Genomic DNA, 6,811 nt, shown 5'->3' with positions numbered 1-6,811 from the left:
TGTGGTTTACTTCTTTCAAATTTTGCTTTTCCCATTTTTCTTCCTCCTAAAAATTTTAATGAAACTGTATGGTAGTTTTTTAAAATCTTTTTCGCTAATATCATTCCTATGTAGCCATACATTATCATGACAAAGGCCTGACATCGTTTAGTAGCAAGCTCTTTGATTTAGCACCTACCTATTGTTTCATTTTATAAGAATACAACTGTTTTGTCAATATGAAAGACTCAAAACACAATGTCAATTTCCTCCTCATTAAAGATAAGAATTACGTTCCTAAAATCTTTCGGTTTCACTTCTTTTTATCTTCTAATACCGAACATATCTACAAAGAAAATTGTGTGTCACATTATATAACTGTTAGCAAGATTGCATTTTTTCTGATATACTTATTTATATTCTAATATTCTTTATTTTATTATAGTTATCCTCCTTGTTGCATTATGTATTATGCACTACTGTTATAGGCAATTATAATAGATATAGGCAATTATAATAAAAAAAAGTAGGATATCTCACCATATACCATCCGTTCCTTATTCGAGGTATAAATCTTTTCCTAAATGATGGCCATCTATTATTATCGTTTATGCCATTGAATTGTTTATTTGCTTTATCATATACTAATTTGATTACCACTGAATAGGAGTTTTGCTATGCGTACATTTTTTTTACTAGACATAATCATTTTATGCTTTTGTGGACTTACACTTATTTTGTTGTTTAAAAACAATTTGAACTATAGAGGATACAACAAATACGAAGTGATTATTTTGGAAGATGATTCTCTCATTGTATTGGCAGGTATTCCTCAGACTTTTAAGATGGATGAAGTGGAATCTGTTGCATTCCGTTTATGTTACAATATTCGTGCCGGTGGATTTTACGGCACATTGCGCATTCACTTGAAAAATGGAAAGAAAAGTCGTCTATTCCAATTTCACAAAACAATCTATCAGAATAACAATAGGGTTCCTCTCGATAGAGAAGACGATATCAATCAAGCAATCCATTCTTTGATTGCAAAATTAGAAGCACATCATATTCATGCCTATCGGGAATAATAGAAACAATAATGATACGATTGTAGGTTGTATCATTCGATAAGATGACTCTATAAGGGTGTTTTCTTCATCAACATCATCTATTCATCACTTGAAACTACTTATCTACTATTATCGCCAACAACGAAGTATAAAAAAAAGCACCTCCTAATCACATCATGGTGATCTGTATAGGAAGTGCTTTTTTTGTATCCATTCTTATAAAGGATAACTAATCATTGGATTGTTCTCTCTTTATTAAACGATCATTCTATTTTCCTAACGGTGTTGGGAATGTGAATGATTTTCCATTCAATCTTTCCCATCTTTCTGATTTACCGTCTTCTAATCTTACATAATCGTGTCCGTTCATAGCCTCTACGATTGCTCCATATCCCCAATGTGTATCTGCTATATCAATCATTGGTGCCAATTCGTCACTATGAGCTTTCGCAAATTCCACGTCAGCATATCTGTTTAAGATTCTGTTTGTTGAAGATACTACTTCAGTTCTTGTGATATTTTGGTTCGGTTTGAAGGTTCCATCAGGATATCCGCTTACCCAACCTTTCACTGCCGCTCTGGCAATTACTTTAGCTGCCCAGTGATCTTCACTTACATCTGTGAATGAGTGGTTTCCTTCATCAAGAAGTTTATCGAATCTTGCTGAGATAGCAGCAAATTCTGCTCTTGTGATTGGAGCATTCGGTCTGAACGTTCCATCCGGATAACCTTTTACGATATTTTCTTCACTCATATAGTCTACTGCATAAGAGAACCAGTTAGATTCTATCACATCACTGTATCTGCTTTCCATAAACGGTGTACCAACCGGTCTATCTACAAGCAATCTTGCAAACATCATTGTTACTTCCGCTCTTGTCATCTGTGCATCTGCTCGGAATGTTTTGTCAGGATATCCTACCATATATGCATAGTGATCTACTCTGTTCAGTTCCACTCTCACTTTATCATCTGTTGGATCTTTCGGTGTTGGTTGTGGTTGTGGTGTCGGTTGTGGTTGTGGTGTTGGTTGTGGTTGTGGTTGTGGTGTTGGTTGTGGATCATCATCGTCATCGTCTGAACTTCCTCCACCTGAAGATTGTTTCACCCACACTGCATACACTGTCATATCTTCAACAACAACTGTATCTCCTGAAAAGGCTGTACCTGTTCCATCCGGTTTTGTATTCCATCCTCTAAATAGATATACCCCTGAGTGAGCTCCGCTTGGAATTGTAAAATTAGATAAATTATCAAGCATAGACTCTCCTATCGTAAGATGAGTAGGTTTTGTAGGACGGTCTAAAATATCGCTATTGATAGTTCCATCTTTTGCAACAATTGCAGTTCCCAAATCTTGCTCTGTTGTCTGTCCGAATCGACTTGTATTTAAATCAAACTTTACCTTAGCAGGTTCAAAATCAATTGTAACATTCTCTGCTGTCTGTCTAGGAATATCAGTAGGTCCACCTATCATAAACCCAAAAAAGCTTCTTTGATATAGCTTCATCCCACCTTGGATATGACCACCGATGTTAAGTGGAGCTTCTTCATCTCTTGCAATTTTTAGAATGTCTTCTTTAGAAATTTGGAAATTATCCGCTTTTGTGCTAACCAATTGCATATCCTTGGATGCTTCTGCAAGACTAACTGTTGCAGGAACTTCACTTCCTAAAATACGTGTTCTGATAATAAATTCGTTAGACCCTTCTGTATCAACCGTCACATGTTTCCCATTGATGTTTTGAGTCGCAAACTTACCGGAATAATCCGGTTTTAAAACTGCAAAAGGTCTAAAAGCATAAGAATTGAAATCAAACTCTAATGAATTTGACACTTCAATACGAGGATCCAATTTTACGTGTAAATCAACATAAGTGTACTTATTCGGTACTTGACTTATATTTTCTTTATAGTTATCCGGATTTGCATCTATCGTTGCATCATTATCAGGATAATGTTCAGCAGTGCCGGGTTGGAAATAGTGCGATGGACTATATCTAACTACAGCTGTAATAAATGGATTCAAAGTGAATGATGCTCCAAAGTTCAATTTATGTTTCGCAGAAACATCATCTTTTAGATAAATTGTTGTCGCCTTATTCACTACAGATTTGATATCACTCTGATTGATATTATCTATAACGCTTTCACTTGGAACTAAATTCTCACGGTTAATTTCAATATTTCCGTTAAATCTATTTGCTAAAGCCAAAACAACGGAAGTATCTAAATAAAACGCATACAATTTTTTTGGTGAAGAGTCAAACCCTTCCGGAAAAGCGTTAGAAAGCGGTTCATGTCCATAAAATACTTTGGCATCAGTTTGTCTACCGTCATAGCTTGGTACAGTTGACCAACCAATAAAATAAGCTTTTGAAAATCCACCGCCGGAATCTGTCTCATTTGCTTTATTTCCATGTGCATCTGTATGGTTAATTGTTTCAGAAAGAGAATTGAATTCTACTGTCTGATTACCATGATTTGTTACAAAAATAACGCTTCCCTGTTCCACTACAGGATCGGCAAATGCTCCTTGTGGAAAAATAGTTGTTATGACAAGAACACTTAGCACAATGAAACTAACTATCTGCCGTAGTTTTAAAATACGATTCATGAAATCTCCTCCTTAATAAATTATATATTAAAATTTAAATTATTAGATGACATTGTACCACAGATTTCTTCGATATGACAATCAGTTTTTCAACAATTTTTGTGAATCATCAACTAAAATTGATATCTTTGAAAAAAATATATATATTTCTTGATATTTCCAAGTATCCGGGGATGTCATCTAAATAAATTTCTGTTCGGGAGATGATGTCATTTCTATTCATCGGTCTAATCTCCCTTTTATCATATAATTACCACTATCATTCATAAACGAAACATAATATTTAAGAAATTTAATATTTCCAAAAAACATTGACAATTTTTTGCAGTTCGATATAATGTATTAGGTAAACTTCTCGAAAACACTTTGTAGTTAATCGTCTTCACAACAAACATTATGACAATTGGAATTTTTTCAGAATGAACCATATCACATCTTATTGATAAAAGACGATGTTCTAGTCAATGACTATTGATTTCAGAGAAGAGATGTTTGAAAAACAGATTTGAAATACTTTTATTTGCAACAAATTTGTTCATTTTTTATGCTACTATGGCTCAGGAGGTAGAGCGTCGCCTTGGTAAGGCGGAGGTCACCGGTTCAAGTCCGGTTAGTAGCTCCAGTAAAAAGACACGATGATTCGTGTCTTTTTTATCTTTTTTCATAAAAAAATTACACTTAAGGTTTGTATCTCCTTTTGAAATAAATCCTTCCTGTCTATCAGTTCCAAACTTTTTATTTCAATATCTCCAAAAAAAAACATCTCTTTTTGTGTAGTTGATTCACAAAAAGAGATGGTCTTTACTCCATTTTATACGACATTTTTATAAAGTGTCTTTTTCTATGATTTGAAACCCTTTACTTCTAAAAAGTTAACATCAAAAATAATACTCTCAATATCATTTCTGCTTTTTATAGCATATCATCTCCAGGTTCCCAATCCATAGGACACATTCCTCCGGCTTGTAGTGCTTGAAGAACACGAAGTGTTTCATTTACGGAACGACCTACATTCAAATCATGCACTACTTGATATTTTAATTCTCCTTCCGGATTGATGATGAACAATCCTCTTAACGCTGCTCCTGTTTCTTCAATCAACACACCATAGTCTTTAGATACTTCGTGTGTAGTATCAGCTGCAAGAGGGAATTGTAAATATCCGATTCCACCTTTATCTTCATCCGCCAAAATCCAAGATTTATGAGAGAATTCACTGTCTGTACTCACTCCTAAGATTTCTGCTCCAATTTTTTGGAATTCGTGACATTTATCACTAATTGCACGAATTTCAGTTGGACATACAAATGTAAAATCTCTTGGATAGAAGAATAATACTAACCATTTACCTTTATAATCTGCTAATGATACCTCTTTAATTTCGGATGCATCTCCTGATACTGCTAACATTTTAAAATCCGGTGCTTTGTTTCCTACCATTCTGTTTGCCATGTTAAAATCCTCCTTATAGTTTTTATTTACCGTAAGAAAACCTACTTACCACAATGTTGTCAAACTGGATTTCTTACTTTTATTTAAATAATTGATAAACAATATTATCTGCTATTTATTTACCCTTGATAATTTTTTTTAATCATAAAAATAAAAAATTTTTTGAAATAATATTATCATTTTTATTATCACATCCTAATATGATAGATTGTTTAAATTCATTCATTTTAGACAGTCGGAAATCTCAATTTTTATCATCAATTGAGTTTTATATACATAATCTTAGAAAACTATCAAAATATGATTTTTCCGTTTTTGCATATTGGATACGGAGTGCTTTTTTACAGTAATCGATGATTAAAAGTCACAGGAACTTTTTTACAATGTTTCTAATTTTGATGATTATCGTTCATTCTAATTTATAGAATACTCAGTGGTTTCGTACTGTTAATAACTACTCATCAATAGGTAAGGCACCATAAAAAAAGATAATTACTTTTTTAGAGTCTCTCTCATAAAAAACAATTATCTTTTTTGAAACTACCATTATTCTGTGTTCAGCTATTTATTTTTTCTCTAATCATCTAATATAAGAGGAAAAAATGTACCGGGACAATCTGTACTGCTCAACTGTTTGTGTAGTTTCACTTTTGCTTTGGGATACATCTTTTTCTTTTCTATAATCCGAAAAAATAGCGCTTCCATCTGCACATACGGGATTCTATGCTCTATGTTGTAATTTCCTTCCAAACAAATACCATAACTCTCTTTATTGTACCCTTTGACATGAACTCCTTCCCTGCATTGTTCAGCAGTTTCGCTTCCTCTTAACAAATATACTTCTCCGGACTTAGTGATGTATTCATGATATCCTGCTCCTGCCCAACCACGATTCTGATGCCACCGATGAATATCTTGCCAACTAGCGTTTGTCGCTTCTGCATGATGAATCACAATATACTTGACGTTTTGTTGCAGTAAAGGTCTTAGACTGTTTCGAAATATTATATTGGGTTTGATTAGTTTCATTCTTACCTCCTTATTTATAATCGTTATTTTTTCCGGCTCCCAATCTTTTTGTTTTATTATTTTTGAACCATTCTTTTTACATCTGTTATCACGATTTTGTTCCAATCAAAAAAGTCATCTTTCCTTTCTCATTGTCATATTCTCTTTGTCATCATGTTATCTTCCCTATTGTCCTGAGATAAAGATACTGTCTTTTTTTCCAAACATTCTATCTGTGTCTATTTATCTTTCGGTTAGATTTTTCTTAATATTTCCGCTTCATATATATTTGAATTCTTTATTCCATTGTTATAAAAATCAATTTTCTGAAGAAACCTCTATCTTCTTGTTTAATCTTTTTTCAATTCTATTGTCAGCTCATGAATACTTTCTGTCAGATAGTCTAATTTTGTCTCCAATCGAATCAACAGATAGATACTCACCACAATAGGAAATCCATAATTTGATACATTCATAATCCACTCTTCCATGAGTTTCTCCTTTCTGTTTCATACCATAGACTCTTTTTCCATCTTATGCTCCACTTTATTTTCTCTCTTTTAACATATATGTTCAAAATGTGTGACATTTTAGATTTCTTGTTATGAATCGTCATTCTTCTCTTCAATATTTATCCTATCTATTTAAAAACTACTGTTACATCGAGTTTGCAGTTATTTGCAAAAAG

General features: G+C 33.2%; 5 protein-coding genes and 1 tRNA gene. 2 read left to right on the top strand and 4 right to left on the bottom strand.

The features are described from left to right. The first annotated feature begins 656 nt into the window (after positions 1–656). Positions 657–1,064, top strand: coding sequence for a hypothetical protein (locus ACO5GE_RS07640; protein WP_484830321.1), 408 nt, complete (start codon positions 657–659; stop codon positions 1,062–1,064). Between the two features lie 250 nt (positions 1,065–1,314). Here ACO5GE_RS07640 and ACO5GE_RS07635 read toward each other — a convergent pair whose 3' ends face one another. Next, entirely contained in the window at positions 1,315–3,663 is a 2,349-nt protein-coding gene (locus tag ACO5GE_RS07635) for an S-layer homology domain-containing protein (protein ID WP_484830320.1), read from the bottom strand. Between the two features lie 546 nt (positions 3,664–4,209). Between ACO5GE_RS07635 and ACO5GE_RS07630 the strand changes: the two genes are divergently transcribed. Further along, positions 4,210–4,285 (top strand) — tRNA-Thr (locus ACO5GE_RS07630). A gap of 290 nt (positions 4,286–4,575) precedes the next feature. On the opposite strand, the gene ACO5GE_RS07625 is transcribed toward ACO5GE_RS07630, so the two are convergent. The 3 genes from ACO5GE_RS07625 to ACO5GE_RS07615 form a co-directional block, all read right to left on the bottom strand. Then, complete coding sequence (locus ACO5GE_RS07625; RefSeq protein ID WP_484830319.1) at positions 4,576–5,115, bottom strand: peroxiredoxin; 540 nt, start codon at positions 5,113–5,115, stop codon at positions 4,576–4,578. Between the two features lie 576 nt (positions 5,116–5,691). Continuing rightward, the gene (locus ACO5GE_RS07620) at positions 5,692–6,144 is read right to left on the bottom strand and encodes an N-acetylmuramoyl-L-alanine amidase (RefSeq protein ID WP_484830318.1); all 453 of its coding nucleotides are present in this window, start codon (positions 6,142–6,144) and stop codon (positions 5,692–5,694) included. A 329-nt stretch (positions 6,145–6,473) separates the two neighbouring features. After that, positions 6,474–6,614 carry a YvrJ family protein gene (locus tag ACO5GE_RS07615; RefSeq protein WP_484830317.1) on the bottom strand — a complete coding sequence of 47 codons (141 nt, stop codon included), beginning with the start codon at positions 6,612–6,614 and terminating at the stop codon, positions 6,474–6,476. Positions 6,615–6,811 lie beyond the last annotated feature (197 nt).

This window comes from Filifactor sp. (assembly GCF_057248345.1).
This window is presented reverse-complemented; position numbering and strand designations above follow the sequence as displayed.